The organism is Acinetobacter sp. WU_MDCI_Abxc222, from assembly GCF_025514755.1.
GTDB classification, from domain to species: domain Bacteria; phylum Pseudomonadota; class Gammaproteobacteria; order Pseudomonadales; family Moraxellaceae; genus Acinetobacter; species Acinetobacter geminorum.
The window spans coordinates 146,860-164,127 of the sequence record NZ_JAHPVG010000001.1 but is presented as its reverse complement, the minus strand read 5'-3'; the positions used below and the strand labels follow the sequence as shown (position 1 = coordinate 164,127).

Here is a 17,268-nt window from a genome sequence, read left to right as displayed (position 1 = left end):
GCGTAGTACACAGCTAGTATTATAAATTAAAAAAGGTTGGTTAAAGGTTTGTTTTATAACTTAATGAAAATTATGAAAATTTTTTAAAATTATTTTTGATAATTAAGTTTTTGAAATTTAAAAAATAATTACATATATTTTAATTAAAAAATTTTTAGTCTAATAGATTGATTATTAATTTTGAGTTTAATTATTTATAGCGAATTAGATTTTCGCTTGAAACTTGGTTGAATTTTTAAAATCAAGATAATAAAGGAAAAGGATATGCAATTAACGGAAGAGCAATTACTCGCAGCATATAAACGCATGCGCGATATTCGTGAATTTGAGGATCGACTTCACGAAGAAAATACCAATGGTGATATTCCTGGCTTTATTCACTTATACAGTGGTGAAGAAGCTGTAGCAGTCGGGATTTGCGAAAATTTAACCGACAAAGACTATATCACTTCAACACACCGTGGACATGGACACTGTATTGCAAAAGGCTGTGACATTCACGCCATGATGCTGGAAATTTTCGGTAAAGATGACGGACTATGCCGCGGAAAAGGCGGTTCTATGCATATTGCCGATTTAGATAAAGGTATGCTCGGTGCCAACGGGATTGTGGGTGGTGGACCTCCTTTAGCAATTGGTGCAGCGTTGACAGCAAAAACCTTAAAGACTGGTGGCGTCGGACTGTCTTTTACAGGTGACGGTGGCTCAAACCAAGGCCTTACTTTTGAAGCGATGAACATGGCTGTTGTCCTTAAACTTCCAGTAATTTTCGTTTTTGAAAATAACGGCTTTGGCGAAGGTACTGGTCATGATTACGCAGTAGGAAGCAAAGACATTGCAGGTCGTGCGGCAGGTTTTGGTTTGCCTGCGGTTAAAGTTGACGGTACAGACTTCTTTGCCGTCTATGAAGCCGCTCAAACTGCCATTGAACGTGCACGTCGTGGTGAAGGTCCGAGTGTTATTGAAACCATTACAAACCGTTTTTATGGCCACTTCGAAGGTGACCCTGGCTTGATTCGTTCTAAGGAAGAAGTCGAGTTCATTAAAGAAAATAAAGATCCTTTAAAAATTTTCCGCGTGAAAGTCAAAGGCAAAATTGATGAAGCCAAACTAGACAAGATTGATGCAGCTTCAAAAGCAAATGTTGATGACGCCGTTGCTAAAGCCCGTGCTGCGGCATACCCAAAACCAGAACAACTCCTTACTGACGTCTATGTCTCTTACTAAAGGAATAGTAAAGATGCCAAATAAAAGTTTTCGTAATGCAATTAAAGAAGCCATTGAATCAGAAATGCGCCGTGATCCAACCGTATTTGTTGTTGGTGAAGATGTTCGCGGTGGGCACGGCGGTAAAAACACTGAAGAAAACCAGTTAGAAGGTTTCGGTGGTGTATTGGGCGTAACCAAAGGTTTATGGACAGAATTTGGTTCGGAACGTGTTATTGATACGCCAATTACCGAGTCTGCAATTATCGGTATGGCCGCTGGTGCTGCAGCAACAGGTTTACGTCCTGTTGCCGATTTAATGTTTATGGATTTCTATGGCGTGTGTCATGACATGCTCTATAACCAAGCCGCTAAATTCCGTTATATGTTCGGTGGAAAAGCAAAAGCACCCATGGTTGTACGTGGCATGATTGGTGCAGGTTTCTCTGCGGCAGCTCAGCATTCTCAGTCACCGTATAACGTATTTGCAGCCGTTCCTGGCTTAAAAGTTGTAGTTCCATCTAGCCCATATGATGTAAAAGGGCTGTTAATTCAGGCTATTCGTGATGATGACCCTGTAGTGTTCTGTGAACATAAAATGCTTTATGACATTAAAGGTGAAGTTCCAGATGATGCCTATACCATTCCTTTTGGTGTAGCAAATTACACCCGTGAAGGGACAGACGTGACCATTATTGCTTTAGGTTTGATGGTACATCGCGCTAATGAAGTAGCGGACAAACTGGCAAAAGATGGTATTTCGGTTGAAGTGGTAGACCCTCGCACAATTTCACCTCTAGATGAAGAAGGAATTTTAGAGTCTGTTGCATCAACTGGGCGTGTGGTTATTGTGGATGAATCAGCGGCACGCTGTGGCTTTGGTCATGATGTGGCTGCACTGATTGCCCAAAAAGGTTTCCACTATTTGAAAGCACCTGTTGAACTCGTAACGCCACCCCATACGCCTGTTCCATTCTCTCCAGTTTTAGAAAAAGAATGGATTCCAAGTGTAGAGCGTATTGAGCAAGCTGTGCGAAAAACATTGGAGGCTTAGAATGAGCGAAATTAAAACGCTGGAGATCCCGAAATGGGGATTATCCATGGAAGAAGGCACGATCGCCCAATGGTTGATTAAAGAAGGTGATAGCTTTAATAAAGGCGATGAAATTTGTGAAATTGAAACCACAAAAATCGTCAATGTGTTAGAAGCGCCTTTTGCTGGAACACTCCGTAAAATTTTAGCAAAAGACGGTGATACTTTACCCGTCGGTGGCCTTATTGCCATATGTGCTGATAGTAAAGTTTCTGATGCAGAAATTGAAGAGTTTCTTGCCTCAATAGGTGGTTCAGCAGCTCAAGCACCTTCGGAGCAAAGTAAAACGGAAACATCTGCACCTGTTGCTGAAAAAGCAGAACAACCACAGACTGTAGCAGTTAGCTCATCAAATCCTATAAAGGTAGCGAAAGATGACTACGCTGTACCAGAGTCATTACAAGGTTATCAAACATCTAATGAGTTGTTTGCAACGCCGCATGCCTTGAAGCTTGCAGAAAAGCACAATGTGAACTTGGCAAAAGTCACAGGTTCTGGTCGTGAAGGACGTATTAGTGTTCAAGACATCCAGAAAGCTGTACAGGCTGCTGGAGGTCAGTGGCCTGATGTTAAGCAGCAAACTCAAGCTAAAGTGGTTAAATCTAGTGCTGATGATAGCGGAGTTTCAGCGACACCTGTAGCACGCCGTTTAGCAAAACAATGGGGCATTAACCTAAATGACTGCCGCGTTTCAGGTACTCGTGGTCGGGTCTGTAAAGAAGATGTTGAAGCGGTTTACTATCGTAATAACCCAACGTCGGTAAATGAACAACTTGTGCAATGTGCTGCTCAACCACAATCGACTGTTACTACGGTTACTATGAATGGTATGCGTAAAGCGATTGCTTCACGGTTACAGGCTGCAAAACGTAATGCACCGCATTTCCGCTTAGTGGTCGATCTAAACGTAGAAGCTTTGCAAAAACTACGTAAGCAGATTAATGAGACTGTTCCACAAGTGAAACTTTCTATTAATGACATGCTAATTAAGGCAGCGGCAGCGGCGCTGATTAAAGTGCCGGAGGTGAATGTTCAATTTGATGAGGCGACTCAATCAATTTTACAGTTCTCCCAAGCGGATATTTCGGTGGCCGTGGCTATTCCAAACGGTTTAATTACACCGATTGTAAAAGCAGCAAATCAGAAGTCTTTAGCACAGATTTCCGATGACATGCGTGATTTGGCAACGCGTGCCAAGACTGGCAAGTTACAACCTGATGAGTTTCAGGGCGGCAGCTTTAGCATTTCAAATTTAGGAATGTTAGGCATTAAACAGTTCGATGCCATTATTAATCCACCGCAAGGTGCAATTATGGCATTAGGCGCTTCTGAATCTCGCGCTGTTGTTGAAAATGGAAATGTAGTGGTTCGTGAGATTATTACAGCGACGTTGTCATGCGATCACCGAGTCATTGATGGTGCAGTTGGGGCGAAATTCTTGGCCAGCTTTAAGCAGTTTGTTGAAAACCCTGCTTTAATTTTGGTGTAGGAGAACCCGCATGTCAGAAACTCAATTTGATTTAATTGTGATTGGCGCGGGACCGGGTGGGTATGTGGCTGCAATTCGTGCAGCCCAGCTCGGATTAAAAACCGCAATTGTAGAAGAGCAACATTTAGGCGGAATTTGTCTAAATTGGGGCTGTATTCCAACCAAAGCTTTGCTTGCAGGGGCAGAGCTTGCAACCCAGTTTAAACATGCTGGACAGTTTGGTTTTCAGGTATCTCAACTCGATTTTGATATACAAAAGCTTGTGCAACATAGCCGCCAAGTATCAGCTCAGTTAGTACAAGGCATCGATTACTTGCTTAAGAAGAATCAGGTGACAGTGTTTAATGGCCGTGCTCAACTTACGGCTAAAGAAAAACTTGAAGTGACCGATGCTCAAGGTAACAGTCAGGCTTTGAGTGCACCCCATATTATTTTGGCAACTGGAGCTAAAGCTCGACATGTTCCTCAGCTTCCTGTCGATGGAACATATGTCTGGAGCTATAAAGAAGCGCTTGTACCAGAGCAGTTACCAAAAAGCTTACTGGTTGTTGGCTCAGGTGCAATTGGTAGTGAGTTTGCTAGCCTTTATCAAGACTTGGGCTGTCAGGTCACGCTTATTGATTTAGCCAAACAGATTTTACCGACTGAAGATGCAGAAGTTGCTCAATTTGTCAGAAAGCAATTTGAACAAAAAGGAATGAAAGTCTTAACCGATGCTGTCGTTCAAAGTATTCAAATTGAAAATGATCAAGTCCACTGTGTAATTGAAACGGCAAATAACGTTCAAACGATTATTTTCGACCGTGTGCTTTCGGCAATTGGTGTACAGCCGAATACCACAGGGTTAGGACTAGAACGTTTAGGTGTAGAACTCAATCCACAAGGTTTTGTGGCAATTGATGACTATTGTAAAACCAATGTAGCAGGACTTTATGCCATTGGGGATGTTGCTGGAGCACCATGTCTTGCCCATAAAGCAAGCCATGAAGCCATGATATGTGTCGAAACAATTGCTGGTGTAGCGAATGTACATTCACTTGACCGTAGCCAGATACCCAGTTGTATTTTTACGCATCCACAAGTGGCGAGTATTGGTCTAACAGAAAATGCAGCAAAAGCTAAGAATCTACCTATACGAATTGGCAAGTTTTCTTTAACTGCAAATGGTAAAGCTTTAGCAATTGGAGATGCGTCAGGTTTCGTTAAAACGGTGGTACATGCAGAAACGGGTGAATTACTTGGTGCACATATGGTAGGTCATGAAGTGACCGAACATATCCAAGGATTTGCGATTGCCAAATATCTAGAAGCAACTGATGAAAGTTTAGCTCAAGTGATTTTCCCGCATCCAACATTATCCGAAGCCATGCATGAATCCATTTTGGCTTCAATGCAACGAGCGATTCATATGTAGAAATTCTACATTTACAGGAGTTGAACATGGTTAAGGGATTAAAAAATAAAGTCGCTTTAGTGACTGGGGCAGCCCAAGGCATTGGCCGTGGGATTGCCCTGCGCTTGGCGCAAGAAGGAGCACATATTACATTAGTTGATATGAAACAAGATCGACTGAACGATGTGCAGCAGGAAATTCAGGCTTTAGGTGTAAATGTGAGCACATTTATTGCTGATGTAAGTGACCGCGAGCAAGTGTATGCTGCTATAAATCATGCTGAGCAGACACTTGGCGGGTTTGATGTCATGATTAATAACGCTGGAATTGCACAAGTTCAAGCGATTGCTGATATCACACCGGATGAATTTCAAAAAATTGTTGATATCAATATTGGTGGAGTGCTGTGGGGAATACAGGCCGCTGCTGCAAAATTTAAGCAACGCCAACATAAAGGTAAAATCATTAATGCTTGCTCAATTGCAGGCCATGATGGCTTTGCTTTACTCGGTATTTACTCGGCAACCAAATTTGCAGTACGAGCACTTACCCAAGCTGCGGCAAAAGAATATGCCAGTCACGGTATTACCGTAAATGGATATTGCCCCGGAATTGTCGGAACGGACATGTGGGTTGAAATCGATAAACGTTTTGCTGAAATTACCGGTGCAGCAATTGGTGAAACTTATAAAAAGTATGTGGAAGGCATTGCTTTAGGTAGAGCCCAAACACCAGACGATGTAGCCGCATTAGTTGCTTTTCTGGCAAGTGAAGATTCAGACTATATTACAGGTCAATCCATTTTAACGGACGGTGGAATAGTCTATCGCTAAAACAACATCGTGATTTGAGGGAGATAATAATGAAAGCAGCACGTTTTTATGACAGAGGCGATATTCGTATTGAAGATATCCCTGAACCAGAAGTCACTCCCGGTACTGTAGGTATTAAGGTGGCTTGGTGTGGAATTTGTGGTACAGATTTGCATGAGTTTATGGAAGGGCCAATTTTTATTCCACCGTGTGGACATCCGCATCCTATTTCAGGTGAATCTGCGCCGATTACCATGGGACATGAATTTTCAGGTGTGGTCTATGCCGTAGGTGAAGGTGTTGATGATATTGAAATTGGTCAGCATGTGGTCGTAGAGCCTTATATTGTGGCCGATGATGTACCAACTGGACCGGGCGATAATTATCATCTTTCCAAAAATATGAACTTTATTGGTTTAGGCGGTCGTGGCGGTGGTTTGTCGGAAAAAATTGCAGTTAAACGCCGTTGGGTGCATCCAATTTCCAATAAAATTCCACTGGATCAGGCAGCCTTAATTGAACCGTTATCGGTAGGGCATCATGCTTTCGTACGTAGTGGTGCAAAGGCAGGTGATATTGCACTGGTTGGCGGTGCGGGGCCAATTGGTTTATTGCTTTCGGCAATTTTAAAAGCGAAAGGTCTTAAAGTCATCATTACCGAACTAAGTGCAAAACGTAAAGAAAAAGCCAAAGAGTCGGGTGTTGCAGATTATATTTTAGACCCGTCAGAAGTTGATGTTGTTTCTGAGGTCATGAAAATCACTAATGGTGATGGTGTCGATGTCGCGTTTGAATGTAGTAGCGTTAACAAGGTATTAGATACTTTGGTTGCGGCAGTGAAACCAACAGGCGTTATTGTTATTGTTTCGATTTGGAGTCACCCAGCATCAATTAATGTGCACAGTGTGGTAATGAAAGAGCTTGATGTACGAGGCACAATTGCCTATGTAAATGACCATCAAGAAACCATTAAACTGGTCGAAGAAGGTAAAATAAATCTGGAACCTTTTATTACGCAGCGTATTCAACTTGATGATTTGATTTCACAAGGTTTTGAAACCTTAATTCATAACAATGAGTCAGCCGTTAAGATTATTGTACATCCATAAATAGCCACTTAAACCTATAAAAAAAGAGCGATGATTCGCTCTTTTTTTATTAAAGTAAATTGTTGTTTTGAGCTTCAATAATAGGGGGTAATGGCTGCCCTAAAGAGCTTAGAGACTCACGTTCAATCAAACGCACAATAGAATCGAGCGGTAAATCATTTTCTTGCAAGCCAAAAGGTTCTTCAATTTGAGCACTTAGGGCATCTAAACCTAAAAACATATAAGCAATTAAGCCGACAATAAGCGGTGTCCAAATACCTAGAGCTGTTTCAAGGCTAAACGGTAATATGAAACAGAAACAATAAACGGCACGGTGTAAAAGTACTGAATATGAATAGGGCAAAGGCGTGCCAGCAATACGGTCACAACCTGCTTGAATATTGCCTAGCTCAACAATATGCCTATTTAGCGTGCTATAGATAATGTCACTAATTTCGCCGTCTTTTAGTATTTTAACTAAATCTTTTTGAATATTTTCGAGTACAAACTGTGGTGCATTAATATGCTCATTTAAATAATTAAGTGAAGAGTTATTTAAATAGGCATGCTCAAGAAATTTTGTGGGTTCGACTGTTTGTTGACGTAAACGATCACGCAATAAATTACTAAAAATTAAGACCTGATGAATTAAATGTTCACGTTGTTCATTGGTTAGAATATGGCTGTCTCTAACAATATGTCTGGCATTGGCAATTAAAGCACCCCAAAGTTTGCGGCCTTCCCACCATCGGTCATAACACGCATTATTTCTAAAACCCGTACAAATCGAAAGAATCACACCAAATATTGTAAATCCAATCGCGGGTACGGTAGGGATTTGAATCCAATGATAATAAGAGAGCCAGACCACACATGCTGAAATAAGGACAACAAAACTCAGTGCAGGCAAAACCTTCGGTAAAATTGTTCCTTTCCAAGCAAATAAAAGTTTAAATACATTGCTTTTATCACGAACAATCATATAAAGCCTTTGAACTAATGAACCTAACCAAGTGCAATATGATACGCCTTAGACGAGCTAAATACCTAACTAAAGCTTATGCTTTTGTCTATATCGCCAAAGGGTAGTACGGCTAATTCCAAAAATATTCGCGACCATATTTAAGTTATGGTTATATTTTTCTAAAGCGGCTTGTACATTTTCAGGGGTAAGTTCTGTATTTGTCTCAGGCAATTTAACGTAATCATCTGCATTTAAAAGCTCATTGGGTAAGTCTTCGACTTCAATTTCATCCTTACCATTTGCCATGGTTAACGCATAAAGTAGGGTGTTTTTAAGCTCACGAACATTTCCTGGCCAGTCATAATTTAAAAGAACTTGCATGGCTTTTTGATTGACATGACGAGGCATGGTGTCGAGTTGAGTGGAGCTTTCTTTTAAAATCTGATCGACAATAAGTGGAATATCGACTTTCCGCTCTCTGAGTGGTGGTATAAAAATTGGAATCACACGCAAGCGGTAAAGCAAATCGTGACGGAAACGCCCAGCCTTAGCCTCTTCGCGTAAAGCTTTATGTGTTGCGGTAATAATGCGGACATTGGCTTGAATCGGTTTTTCACCACCTACAGGAGTAAATTCACCTGTTTCTAACACTCGTAATAATTTAGCTTGAAGTTCTAAAGGAATCTCGGCAATTTCATCCAGAAACAACGTTCCGCCAGCAGCACGTTCAAACACGCCTTTATGGTCACGAATTGCTCCCGTAAAAGCACCTTTCACATGTCCAAACAGCTCACTTTCTAGAATATTGGCATTAAGGGCAGCACAGTTAATTGCCACAAAAACCTTATTTTTACGTTGGCTATAATCATGAATGGCTTGAGCCACAAGTTCTTTACCGCTACCAGATTCACCGCGTACGAGCACTGGAAACTCAGTAATAGCCACTCTTTGAATGATTGAAAACATACGGGCCATTTCTGGTGAACAACTATTGAAAACTTTAGCCAAGTCTTGCAATTGTTCTGTTAGCTCTACTTGATCGGCAATATCATTCTCTATGCTAACGGGTTGTAAAATATGTAGTTTCCCGATAATCCGATGCTCGGCAATGTAAATATCATGCTCTTGATAGATAAATCGCTTTCTCATTTTAGGAGTATTAATTTCAAGATACTGATTATGATGATCTTGAATAAGCGCTGCCATGCTCTCAACAGAAATGTCATCTGTATTAAATTTATAGTGAATTGCTTGAGTCGTTGTATCTGCTAAAAACAGACTCGCATTTGGGAATAAAGCTTTTAATTGCTCAAATAAAATAAAAAAATCTTGTTCTGACTGAAAATTTAACTTTGCCATTTCATACGTTTCACATTCGTTTCATTGAAACATACTTGAGTTTCAAAGGAACATCAAGCTGCGTTTGTTTTTTAACTTTAATTTTACTTATTATTTTAAATAGTTGATTTTTATATTTATTATTTAATTTTAAATAATTGGCATCTTATTTGCAAAATATAGGAAAGAAATAAATTATTAGGGTATAAATCATGTTCTTTAAGCAGTTTTTTGAGCAGGAAAGTTCGACTTATACATATATGCTTGGGTGTAAAGAAACACAAGAGGCTGTTTTAATTGACCCAGTTGCATCAGATATAGAGATTTATACAAAAGAATTAGAGCGGTATCAATTTACGCTCATCTATACCTTAGATACCCATGTTCATGCAGACCATATTACTGCTGCAAATTTACTTCGTGAACGTTTTCATTGCAAATCGGTTTTACATCGAAACTCAGATGTAAATTGCGGAGATATTTTAATTACTGATGGTTGCATGCTTAAAGTTGGCAACCTCAGTATTGAAGCGCGTTACACACCAGGTCATACGAATGCTTGTACGAGTTATTTGGTAGGAAACATGATTTTCACTGGTGATGCATTATTAATTGATGGATGCGGTCGAACTGACTTTCAGCAAGGTAATGCAGGTACACTTTATGACAGTATTCACAAACAACTTTTCAGCCTACCTGACGACACTATTGTGTATCCGGGACACGATTATAAAGGTCGTCTGTCTTCAACAATTGGTTATGAACGCTTAAATAATTCACGTCTCGGTCAGAATCGCTCGCGCGAAGATTTTATTGAATTAATGAATAACTTAAATCTGCCATATCCAAAACAAATCGATAAAGCACTTCCTGCCAATCAGGCTTGCGGCTCAATTTCACAATTATAAGGTGGCAATATGGAACTTAAACGAGTTAATCAAGAATTTTATGTTGCGGGCCAGATTACTGCCGATGATGTCGCAAAAATTGCAGGCCAAGGAATAAAAACACTGATATGTAACCGTCCAGATGGAGAAGGTGCAGACCAACCGAATGTAATTGAAATTGAAGAAGCAGCTCAACAATATGGCCTAAACGTAATCTATCAACCGGTTACCAGTGGCAAAATTACCGATCAACAAGTTGCTGAGTTTAAAAAGCTTTATCAGAATGCCCAAAAACCTGTTTTAGCGTATTGCCGTACTGGTATGCGTGCAATCAGTTTATGGGCTTTGGCTGAAATTGCCCCAAAAGATGCAACATTGTTAGTTGAATCGGGTAATAAGCTTGGGTTCAATTTGAAAGGCTTGGTGCCACGTATTTTAAAACGTGACCATGAACCAGCCACTATTCCTTGTTATAGCGTTGTGATTGTGGGCGCTGGAGCAGCAGGAATTTCTGTAGCGTCTAGTCTTTTATGTCGTGAACCTCATTTAGATATTGTCATTATTGATCCGGCAGATACACATTATTATCAACCGGGCTGGACCATGGTTGGTGGGGGTATTTTCAAACCACAAGTAACCGCACGGTCAATGGTAAGTGTGATTCCTTCAAAAGTGAAATGGATGAAAGCAGCTGTTGCTGGATTCGACCCTGAGCATAATCAGGTTATTTTGGAAGGATGCCAACCCATACAATATAAAGCTTTGGTTGTTTGTCCGGGTTTAAAACTGAATTGGCATGGCATTGAAGGTTTAGTCGAAACCTTAGGTAAAAATGGGGTGACGTCTAACTATAGATATGACTTGGCGCCGTATACATGGGAACTGGTGCAACAGCTAAACGGTGGAAAGGCAATCTTTACCCAACCACCTATGCCGATTAAATGTGCGGGTGCTCCACAAAAAGCAATGTATCTTTCAGCTGACTACTGGTTAAAGCAAGGCAAACTCAAAGATATCACTATTCATTTTTATAACACTGGTGCTGTTTTATTTGGTGTGAAGGAATATGTACCTGCACTAATGCAATACGTCGAAAAATATGGTTCAGAACTACACTTTAACCATCAACTTGTCAAAGTAGATGGGCCTGCAAAAAAAGCATGGTTTAAGGTGGTGAATGATGCAAATGCAGCATTGATCGAAACTGATTTCGATATGTTGCATGTTGTTCCACCGCAACAAGCGCCTGATTTTATTCGTGCAAGTACACTCACTGATGATGCAGGCTGGGTGAGTGTGAATCCTCAAACCTTACAACACACCCAGCATGCCAATATTTTTGCTTTAGGTGATGTGATGAATGCGCCTAATGCCAAAACTGCTGCTGCGGCACGGGCACAAGCTCCGATCGTTGCTGTAAATGTTCTCGCACAACTGAACGGTGAGCAAAACTTCTGCGAGTACAACGGCTATGGCTCATGTCCACTTACGGTAGAACGAGGAAAAATCGTTCTGGCTGAGTTTGGCTACGGCGGCAAATTACTTCCAAGTTTTCCAAAATGGGTAATTGATGGGCAAAAACCTTCCCGTTTGGCTTGGCTGCTTAAAGAGCGGATTTTACCGCCGATTTATTGGCAAGGCATGCTCAAAGGCCGTGAGTGGATGGTCAAACCTGAGCGAGGATAAGTAAAGATTAATAATCTTTACCCGAGCGCAAGACGAGAACTATGTTCGAGTTAAGAGGATAAACAAAGCACCGCTTTGTCCTGAGAAGCGACTAAAGCTTCGCAAGAAGACGAGAGCTGTGCTCGAGTGGAATAGGATAAGTAAAGCAACGCTTTGCCCTGAGAAGCGGTTAAAGCTTCGCAAGAAGACGAGATCAACTCACTCATTAACCAGCAGTCTACTGCAAACGATGTATATGAAATTTTAGGCTTTTGATATGTTACTACTTGTCGTTGAAGGCATTGTGATTGGCTTTTTACTTGGTCTTACTGGTGCGGGTGGCGGTATTCTTGCCGTACCTGCGCTAATGACCAGTCAAGGCTGGAGCGTGGCGCAAGCTGCACCGATTGGGTTATTGGCAGTTGCGCTATCTACACTCATTGGAACCATTGAAGGCTTATTTAAAAAGATAGTTCGTTATCGTGCTGCTATTTGGATTGCTTTAATTGGTGCTCCTATGGCACATATCGGCATTTTAATAGCTAACATGATTTCACCTGTCTGGCTCATGTTAATGTTTAGCTTAGTCATGTTTACAGTGGGTTATCGACTCATTAGTAATCGAGTATCAGACTTTCATAACCCGCCGTGTCAGGTCAATCCAAGTACGGGACGCTTTATCTGGAATTTTAAAACGGGAAGCGTTCTTGCGAGCATCGGGATTATTGCGGGGCTTTTAACTGGCATGCTCGGTGTTGGTGGCGGCTTTGTAATTGTGCCAGCGCTTAGAAAAGTCACAAATTTGGATATGCATAGCATTGTTGCAACCTCACTTATGATTATTTTTCTCATTAGTGGCATAAGTATTGTTATGCATATTGCAGAGGGTTTTCACTATCCAGTAGCAATCACTAGTGCGTTCGCAATCGCATGTGCATTCGGTATGTTGTTAGGACGCCAAGCTATTCGTTTTATTCCGTCTGCAATTGTACAAAAAGTCTTTGCTTTAATGGTTTTTGCTGTCGCAATTTATATGGTAATTAAGATTGTTAATCTAACAAATATCTAAGAGATATAGTATTTTTACCATCTCTATAATTAGCAATTTTCCAAAGACAAGATGTTAAAACCATCTTTGGAAAATTGATTTAAACCATTTAAATTTTTGAGAAAATGAAATGAAGCGAATTAATGTGGCAATTTGTGGTTTTGGACGGATTGGGCAACAAATTGCAGAGCTTCTTTTAAATCGATCTGTTTACTATAAACAAAAATATCAAATTGATGCCCGTTTAGTGGGTGTCTGCAACTCATCATCAGGTTTAATTGATCAAGAAGGTTTACAAGCTGCAAAGTGGTTAGATAAAACACAATATCATGCAGGTTTAACTGAGCAAAAGTTTTTAGAACAGGTTCAGGCGGAGGTCATTATCGAGACAGGCCCAAGTGACTATGTGACAGGTGGAAAGGGCCTATTTTATTTAGATTATGCTTTAACACATAGCATGAATGCGATTGCAGTATCGAAAGGTGCTTTAGTAGTAGAAGGCAAAAAATTAATTAACTTGGCACATCAACACAAGAAAAAATTATTTTTTAGCGGTGCGACAGCTGCGGCCTTACCAACTGTGGATTTGTTTGAATATAACCTAGCTGGCTGCCAAATTTTAGAAGTTGAAGGTGTTTTTACGGGCACCACAAATTTTATTTTAAATGATATGTTGCAACATGAATGTGCGTTTGCAGAATCTCTTGAAAAAGCTCAAGTAAAAGGTATTGCGGAACCTGACAGTTCTTTCGATGTAGATGGATGGGATACTGCTGCCAAAATTACGATATTAGCCAATACTGTTTTAGGAGCTGATATAAAAATTCAAGATATTCCAAGACAAGGAATCAGTCATGTCACAGCCGATCATATCCGTGATTGGAAAAAAGAAGATTTAATTCCTCGTCTGGTTGGTTTTATTCATCTGAAAAATCAGCAAATTCAAACTGGTGTTGAGTTACGTTTAGTTCCGATAAATCACCCTTTTGCTCATCTGCAAGGTTCTAATAAATGCATTCGGGTGTTAACGCAAGAAATGGGTGAGCTTGTTGTAAGTGGAGGAGCATCTGCGCCTTTAGCTACAGCAGCCGCGGCTTTAAAAGATTTTGAGTTGATGATAAAAATGGGCTGCTAAAATTAATCATGATTTATAAAAAAGCAGGCTATTATGCCTGCTTCTCACAACTTTTTTGACTATTAAATAACTTCTTTCCAATTTCAAACTTACTAAACATTAAGTAGTTACCGAGTAAGATTAATAAAATTCCAAAGACAGCATTTAAAGTCCATACATATCCTTCAAAGAAAGTAGAAACTGTTAAAGCAACTAAAGGGAAGAGCAACGTGCTATATGCTGCTTTGGCTGCACCAATACGTCCAACCAGAGAAAAATAAGCAGAGAACCCAATAACAGTACCAAATATAGCCAAGTAAAGTACCGAGCTTAAAAATGGGAAATTCATTGGAGGCATTAAATCTTGGCCAGTAAATAACGCTAGACTTAACATCACCAATGCACCATAGGTCATTGCATAACAGTTTGTTGAAAAGATATTTAGGCCACGTTTTTGATGTCTAACACTAATCATATTACCTAAAGAAAAACCGTAAGTGCCTATTGCACATAGACCGATACCCATTAGTAACTGTGCATTAAACTGACTATTAATCAGGTCATGCCAGAACAGTAAAACAATACCTATGAGTCCTAAAATTGCAGCTGGGGTAAAATTTGGTGATGGTTTTTGCTTAAAAAAGATAAGCGCATTAATAGCATTAAAGAAAACGGCCATCGAAAAAATAACGGACTCTAAACCGCTGTTTACATATTTAACTGCGGTATAAAAACAAATAAAGTTTAGGCCGAAAACACAAAGACCTTGTAGCATACAAAACAAATGATCTTTTAAAGCAATTCGCTGCAATTTTCCTGAAAATAGTAAAACAACCCAAAGTAATAGGGCTGAAATGGCAAAACGCCATAAAATTGCGACAACGGGTGCTGCATAATGGCCCTGAACGGCAATTCCAATCCATGTTGTTCCCCAAATCAACACCACCGCAACATAGAGTAAAATATTCATAACTTCATCCTCGATTACCAAGCTTAAGTATCTAGGAATGCTTCATTTTTCACGTATATATTCTTGTGTTGTACATGCAAGATCTTGCGTTTTTTATATGACTGAACTAGCTGAATTTTGCTGAATATGGTTAACTTAAGCTCAATGATATTCGTTTTAATTTTGCATGGCCTATCAAACTTTAGAACAGCTACAGCAATCTAAAGCCAAGCTTCACGAAACTGTGGTGCTTGATGAAAATATGCAACTTGCATTTTGGTCTAATCAGCAAGATCGTGTAAGTGTCTGTAGCGATCACCACACTTTAAGTCTTTATATTCAAGATGGCTATGAAAGCTATCAAAAAACACCTGCGGGCTGGAAAAATGGTGGCGGGCCGGGTCGTTTTTGCTTATTGCCTGAACATCAGGAGTCGACTTGGGATATCCGAGGTGGGCTTAAATTCGTTCACTTGTATTATACTGACCAACATTTGCGTGATGTTGCCGAAAAAATATGGGACAAAGAACCCAATCAAATTGAACTAAACGAAGTTGTGTTTAATGACGATGAACGGATTCGAGCGTTATATCAATTCTTCTTGCTAGATTGTGATTGGAAAGATTCTTCAAATCATTTGCAAATGAGTACAACAGCAAGTTTATTGTTGAATCACTTAATTCGAAGATATAGCAACGTGAAGTGGCAGCAACCCGTCATTAAAGGTGGGCTGGCGCCTCATAAACTCAAATATATTCAAGACTGGATTGAAGGGCATCTAGACCAAGCACTGACTTTGTCTGACTTAGCAAATGTTGTGAATTTAAGCGAATATCATTTTGCCCATATGTTTAAACAGTCAATGAATATGGCGCCTCACCAATATGTCATGCAAAGACGCTTAACTAAGGCAAAGGGGCTAATTCAGTCATCTCAGCTTTCTTTGCAAGATATTGCGCTAGTATGTGGGTTTAGCTCAGCAAGCCATTTAAGTCATCGCTTTAAACAGTTTTATGGCATGAGTCCTTCGCAGTTACGTTAAGTGTCTAATGTAATTGGTTTCTCTTGAGCTGCATCAAAGGCAGCTCTTGCTGCATCAATATCAGCAATATGCTGCTGCGCCCATTGGCCTAAAGCAATTACAGGTTCTGTAAGTGAATGGCCTAGTGGAGTTAATTCATATTCAACATGAGGTGGAACTACAGGATAAACTGTACGTTTAACTAATCCATCTCTTTCTAAACCACGCAAGCATAAGGTAAGCATACGCTGGGATATTCCATTGATATTTCTCTTTATTTCAGAAAAACGATGTGGGCGTGATGCAAGTGTCATTACGATGAGGATGCTCCATTTTTCACCAACCCTAGCCAACACTTGACTGACTCTTTGACAATCTGAACTCTGGATATCATGAGGTATGGTTACAGTCATATTACTTGGTTCCCTAAATGTGCCTTCTTGTGCATAAGAATAATAGTAGTAACATAATTAGTTCAAGTAACAATTTTATACTATGGGTATAAACGATGAAACTACTTCAAATTGACACAAGTATTTTAGGTGAGCAGTCTGTTAGCCGCCAACTCACCTCATCTGTTGTTGGAAAGCTCAGCACAGCTTATCCAAATGCAGAAATTATTCATCACGATTTTGCTTTAGAACCCATTCCTCATTTGTCTGATGCTGAGTTTTTGGCATGGCAAGGAATTGAACCTAATAATGAAACAGCGCAGCAACGTGTTGCACAAAACACCCAATATTTGGATGAGTTCTTATCGTCAGATATCGTTGTAATTGGCGCACCTATGTATAACTTTAGTTTTCCATCACAGTTAAAAGCGTGGCTTGACCGCCTATCTGTTGCCGGGAAAACATTCCGTTATACGGAAAACGGCCCTCAAGGTTTAGTAGAAGGTAAACGTGTCATTATTGCTTCTTCGCGTGGTGGTGTGTATTCAGAAGGTTCACCAGCCGAAGTTTTAGACTATCAAGAAACTTATATCAAAGCGTTTTTCAATTTTATTGGTGTTACTGATATTACTTTTGTGCGTGCGGAAGGGATCGCTTTCGGCCCAGAAGCACGTCAAGCTGCCTTAGATAATGCAGCTGCGCAAATCGCACAGTTAGCAGGTTAATATATAAACAGCCGAACAGTAATATGACTGTTCGGCCTTAAAGAGATTTTGATTTTAGGGAGTCAATTCAATCAGCAAATAACT

16 protein-coding genes are annotated in these 17,268 nt (G+C 40.2%); 12 read left to right on the top strand and 4 right to left on the bottom strand.

Features of this window, described 5'->3' with window-relative positions:
- Positions 1-264: 264 nt before the first annotated feature.
- Genes KTJ10_RS00765 through KTJ10_RS00740 form a run of 6 tightly spaced genes read left to right on the top strand, consistent with a single transcriptional unit; the run spans position 265 to position 7,102 of the window.
- Positions 265-1,227 carry a thiamine pyrophosphate-dependent dehydrogenase E1 component subunit alpha gene (locus KTJ10_RS00765; protein WP_262441114.1) on the top strand — a complete coding sequence of 321 codons (963 nt, stop codon included), beginning with the start codon at positions 265-267 and terminating at the stop codon, positions 1,225-1,227.
- Between the two features lie 13 nt (positions 1,228-1,240).
- Positions 1,241-2,260, top strand: coding sequence for an alpha-ketoacid dehydrogenase subunit beta (locus KTJ10_RS00760; protein WP_001133053.1), 1,020 nt, complete (start codon positions 1,241-1,243; stop codon positions 2,258-2,260).
- Position 2,261: 1 nt separating this feature from the next.
- Positions 2,262-3,788 (top strand): 2-oxo acid dehydrogenase subunit E2, encoded by a 1,527-nt coding sequence (locus KTJ10_RS00755; protein ID WP_262441113.1) that lies wholly within the window; start codon positions 2,262-2,264, stop codon positions 3,786-3,788.
- A gap of 10 nt (positions 3,789-3,798) precedes the next feature.
- Positions 3,799-5,202, top strand: coding sequence for a dihydrolipoyl dehydrogenase (lpdA, locus tag KTJ10_RS00750; protein ID WP_262441112.1), 1,404 nt, complete (start codon positions 3,799-3,801; stop codon positions 5,200-5,202).
- Positions 5,203-5,228: 26 nt separating this feature from the next.
- Positions 5,229-6,014, top strand: coding sequence for an acetoin reductase (locus KTJ10_RS00745; protein ID WP_262441111.1), 786 nt, complete (start codon positions 5,229-5,231; stop codon positions 6,012-6,014).
- 29 nt (positions 6,015-6,043) lie between these two features.
- Positions 6,044-7,102: a 2,3-butanediol dehydrogenase gene (locus KTJ10_RS00740; RefSeq protein WP_000642313.1), complete on the top strand. Its 1,059-nt coding sequence runs from the start codon at positions 6,044-6,046 to the stop codon at positions 7,100-7,102.
- A gap of 49 nt (positions 7,103-7,151) precedes the next feature.
- Here KTJ10_RS00740 and KTJ10_RS00735 read toward each other — a convergent pair whose 3' ends face one another.
- Both KTJ10_RS00735 and KTJ10_RS00730 read right to left on the bottom strand, forming a co-directional pair.
- Positions 7,152-8,063 carry a bestrophin family protein gene (locus KTJ10_RS00735; RefSeq protein WP_262441110.1) on the bottom strand — a complete coding sequence of 304 codons (912 nt, stop codon included), beginning with the start codon at positions 8,061-8,063 and terminating at the stop codon, positions 7,152-7,154.
- A gap of 69 nt (positions 8,064-8,132) precedes the next feature.
- Complete coding sequence (locus tag KTJ10_RS00730) at positions 8,133-9,404, bottom strand: sigma-54 interaction domain-containing protein (RefSeq protein ID WP_262441109.1); 1,272 nt, start codon at positions 9,402-9,404, stop codon at positions 8,133-8,135.
- A 191-nt stretch (positions 9,405-9,595) separates the two neighbouring features.
- On the opposite strand from KTJ10_RS00730, the gene KTJ10_RS00725 reads away from it, so the two are divergent.
- The 4 genes from KTJ10_RS00725 to KTJ10_RS00705 all read left to right on the top strand — a co-directional run bounded on the left by KTJ10_RS00725 (position 9,596) and on the right by KTJ10_RS00705 (position 14,118).
- Positions 9,596-10,291, top strand: coding sequence for an MBL fold metallo-hydrolase (locus KTJ10_RS00725; protein WP_262441108.1), 696 nt, complete (start codon positions 9,596-9,598; stop codon positions 10,289-10,291).
- Between the two features lie 9 nt (positions 10,292-10,300).
- Positions 10,301-11,956, top strand: coding sequence for a TIGR01244 family sulfur transferase (locus KTJ10_RS00715; protein WP_410468393.1), 1,656 nt, complete (start codon positions 10,301-10,303; stop codon positions 11,954-11,956).
- A 256-nt stretch (positions 11,957-12,212) separates the two neighbouring features.
- Complete coding sequence (locus KTJ10_RS00710; protein ID WP_262441107.1) at positions 12,213-13,004, top strand: sulfite exporter TauE/SafE family protein; 792 nt, start codon at positions 12,213-12,215, stop codon at positions 13,002-13,004.
- Between the two features lie 109 nt (positions 13,005-13,113).
- Complete coding sequence (locus KTJ10_RS00705) at positions 13,114-14,118, top strand: homoserine dehydrogenase (protein WP_262441106.1); 1,005 nt, start codon at positions 13,114-13,116, stop codon at positions 14,116-14,118.
- A 31-nt stretch (positions 14,119-14,149) separates the two neighbouring features.
- On the opposite strand, the gene KTJ10_RS00700 is transcribed toward KTJ10_RS00705, so the two are convergent.
- Positions 14,150-15,067 (bottom strand): DMT family transporter, encoded by a 918-nt coding sequence (locus KTJ10_RS00700; protein WP_262441105.1) that lies wholly within the window; start codon positions 15,065-15,067, stop codon positions 14,150-14,152.
- A gap of 166 nt (positions 15,068-15,233) precedes the next feature.
- On the opposite strand from KTJ10_RS00700, the gene KTJ10_RS00695 reads away from it, so the two are divergent.
- Positions 15,234-16,088: a helix-turn-helix domain-containing protein gene (locus tag KTJ10_RS00695; RefSeq protein ID WP_086264634.1), complete on the top strand. Its 855-nt coding sequence runs from the start codon at positions 15,234-15,236 to the stop codon at positions 16,086-16,088.
- Here the strand turns inward: KTJ10_RS00695 and KTJ10_RS00690 are convergent.
- Positions 16,085-16,480 carry a winged helix-turn-helix transcriptional regulator gene (locus tag KTJ10_RS00690; RefSeq protein ID WP_086264635.1) on the bottom strand — a complete coding sequence of 132 codons (396 nt, stop codon included), beginning with the start codon at positions 16,478-16,480 and terminating at the stop codon, positions 16,085-16,087. The genes KTJ10_RS00695 and KTJ10_RS00690 overlap by 4 nt on opposite strands.
- A 95-nt stretch (positions 16,481-16,575) precedes the next feature.
- Between KTJ10_RS00690 and KTJ10_RS00685 the strand changes: the two genes are divergently transcribed.
- Positions 16,576-17,184 carry an FMN-dependent NADH-azoreductase gene (locus tag KTJ10_RS00685; protein WP_199976818.1) on the top strand — a complete coding sequence of 203 codons (609 nt, stop codon included), beginning with the start codon at positions 16,576-16,578 and terminating at the stop codon, positions 17,182-17,184.
- The last annotated feature ends 84 nt before the right edge of the window (positions 17,185-17,268 follow it).

Bases quoted from the DNA above. Each gene is read 5' to 3' on its own strand.
- KTJ10_RS00765 (WP_262441114.1), top strand. From the start codon at position 265: ATGCAATTAACGGAAGAGCAATTACTCGCAGCATATAAACGCATGCGC.
- KTJ10_RS00760 (WP_001133053.1), top strand. From the start codon at position 1,241: ATGCCAAATAAAAGTTTTCGTAATGCAATTAAAGAAGCCATTGAATCA.
- KTJ10_RS00755 (WP_262441113.1), top strand. From the start codon at position 2,262: ATGAGCGAAATTAAAACGCTGGAGATCCCGAAATGGGGATTATCCATG.
- lpdA (WP_262441112.1), top strand. From the start codon at position 3,799: ATGTCAGAAACTCAATTTGATTTAATTGTGATTGGCGCGGGACCGGGT.
- KTJ10_RS00745 (WP_262441111.1), top strand. From the start codon at position 5,229: ATGGTTAAGGGATTAAAAAATAAAGTCGCTTTAGTGACTGGGGCAGCC.
- KTJ10_RS00740 (WP_000642313.1), top strand. From the start codon at position 6,044: ATGAAAGCAGCACGTTTTTATGACAGAGGCGATATTCGTATTGAAGAT.
- KTJ10_RS00735 (WP_262441110.1), bottom strand. From the start codon at position 8,063: ATGATTGTTCGTGATAAAAGCAATGTATTTAAACTTTTATTTGCTTGG.
- KTJ10_RS00730 (WP_262441109.1), bottom strand. From the start codon at position 9,404: ATGGCAAAGTTAAATTTTCAGTCAGAACAAGATTTTTTTATTTTATTT.
- KTJ10_RS00725 (WP_262441108.1), top strand. From the start codon at position 9,596: ATGTTCTTTAAGCAGTTTTTTGAGCAGGAAAGTTCGACTTATACATAT.
- KTJ10_RS00715 (WP_410468393.1), top strand. From the start codon at position 10,301: ATGGAACTTAAACGAGTTAATCAAGAATTTTATGTTGCGGGCCAGATT.
- KTJ10_RS00710 (WP_262441107.1), top strand. From the start codon at position 12,213: ATGTTACTACTTGTCGTTGAAGGCATTGTGATTGGCTTTTTACTTGGT.
- KTJ10_RS00705 (WP_262441106.1), top strand. From the start codon at position 13,114: ATGAAGCGAATTAATGTGGCAATTTGTGGTTTTGGACGGATTGGGCAA.
- KTJ10_RS00700 (WP_262441105.1), bottom strand. From the start codon at position 15,067: ATGAATATTTTACTCTATGTTGCGGTGGTGTTGATTTGGGGAACAACA.
- KTJ10_RS00695 (WP_086264634.1), top strand. From the start codon at position 15,234: ATGGCCTATCAAACTTTAGAACAGCTACAGCAATCTAAAGCCAAGCTT.
- KTJ10_RS00690 (WP_086264635.1), bottom strand. From the start codon at position 16,480: ATGACTGTAACCATACCTCATGATATCCAGAGTTCAGATTGTCAAAGA.
- KTJ10_RS00685 (WP_199976818.1), top strand. From the start codon at position 16,576: ATGAAACTACTTCAAATTGACACAAGTATTTTAGGTGAGCAGTCTGTT.